1 protein-coding gene is annotated in these 1564 nt (G+C 69.6%); it reads left to right on the top strand.

Translation table 11 applies throughout. From position 1 onward, the window contains the following. Positions 1-1497: 2Fe-2S iron-sulfur cluster-binding protein (locus tag NTX40_00340; GenBank protein MCX5647540.1), on the top strand; the 1497-nt coding region annotated here is incomplete at its 5' end. Positions 1498-1564 lie beyond the last annotated feature (67 nt).

Below are 1564 nucleotides of genomic sequence, written 5' to 3'. Positions count from 1 at the left end.
ACGATCCTCGAGGCCGCACGCCGCGCGGGAATCGCGATTCCCACGCTCTGCCACCTCGAAGGCCTGCCTCCCGCGACCTCGTGCATGGTGTGCGTCGTCAAGGTGCGCCGGCCCGACCGGCTGGTGCCGTCGTGCGGCGCCCCGGCCGAGGACGGCATGGTCGTCGAGAGCGAAACCGACGAGGTCCGCGAGGCCCGGCGCGACGCGCTCGAACTCCTCTTGAGCGATCATCTCGGCGACTGCGAGGCGCCGTGCCAGGCCATCTGCCCGGCAAGTCTCGATATTCCGCGGATGCTCCGGCACATCGCCGCGGGGCGGGGCCGCGAGGCCTATGCGCTCGCGCGGGATGCGCTCGTGCTGCCGGCGACGCTGGGGCGGATCTGCCCGGCCCCGTGCGAGAAAGGGTGCCGGCGGGGGGAACGGGATGAGGCCCTGGCCATTCGCCTCTCGCACCGCTTTGCCGCCGATGCCGCGCGCAAGGCGGGCGAGGTGCCTCTCCCTCCGTGTGCCCACACGGCCGGACAAGACCGGCCGTGCCACACGGCTTTTACTCGAGAAGAACTGCCCTTTTTGCGCTTGTGTGGCACGGCGGGCCTTGCCCCGCCGTGCGCCGCCGCGACGGGCAAACGCGTCGCCGTCGTCGGTGCGGGACCGGCGGGACTCTCGGCCGCGGATACGCTCCTGCGATACGGCCACGCGTGCACGGTGTTTGACGACCGCGAAAAACCCGGCGGGATGCTTCGGTACGGCGTTCCTGTGGAGCGCCTGCCGCGCGACGTTCTCGACGCCGAAGTGGCAAGCGTTGAGCGTCTTGGGGCGACCTTCCGGACGGGCGTGCAGGTCGGGCGGGACGTGTCGCTCGACGACCTCGTGCGCGATTTCGATGCCGTCATCGTTGCGGTCGGTGCGCTCGAGGAGGGCGGGTCGGCAGCGCTGGGACTCGAGTCGTCGGAGCACGGCATCGCGGTGGACTCGGCGATGCCCGTCGCGGGCCCTGAGTCGGTTTTCTCGACGCATATCGGAAAACTCCTGGACGGCGAAATGGAACGCTTCATGGCCGAGGCGAGCGCAAAAGCGCGCACGAATCCGGCAGGCGGCGAGGCCGCCGGTTTCAAGGACGAAGAGGCACGGGCTGAAGCGATTCGGTGCCTGCACTGCGATTGCCGAAAGCCCGAAACCTGCAAACTCCGCCTGTATGCCAGCGAGTACGGCGCCCGCGCGGGGCGCTACAAGAACGATCGGCGCGTGTTCGAGCAGCGGGCAACGCATCCCGATGTGATTTACGAGCCGGGCAAGTGCATCGCGTGCGGCCTGTGCATCCAGGTGGCCGAGCGTGCCCGCGAGCCGCTGGGCCTCGCGTTCATCGGCCGCGGATTCGACGTGCGCGTGAACGTTCCATTCGTGCGTTCTCTGGCCGAAGGCCTCCAGCGCGTCGCCGCCGAATGCGTCGCCGCGTGCCCGACGGGGGCGCTGGCGATGAAGCAGTCGGCCCGCTAAGCCCGCCGCCTTCGGGCCGTTCCCTTCTCAGGAAGTTCGCCGGCATGTCAGGATGTGATAGTGCAGC

Source organism: Planctomycetota bacterium (genome assembly GCA_026387035.1).
GTDB lineage: Bacteria > Planctomycetota > Phycisphaerae > FEN-1346 > FEN-1346 > JAPLMM01.
Note: the sequence above shows the minus strand (reverse complement) of the source record. Positions and strands in the feature narration are given on the sequence as shown.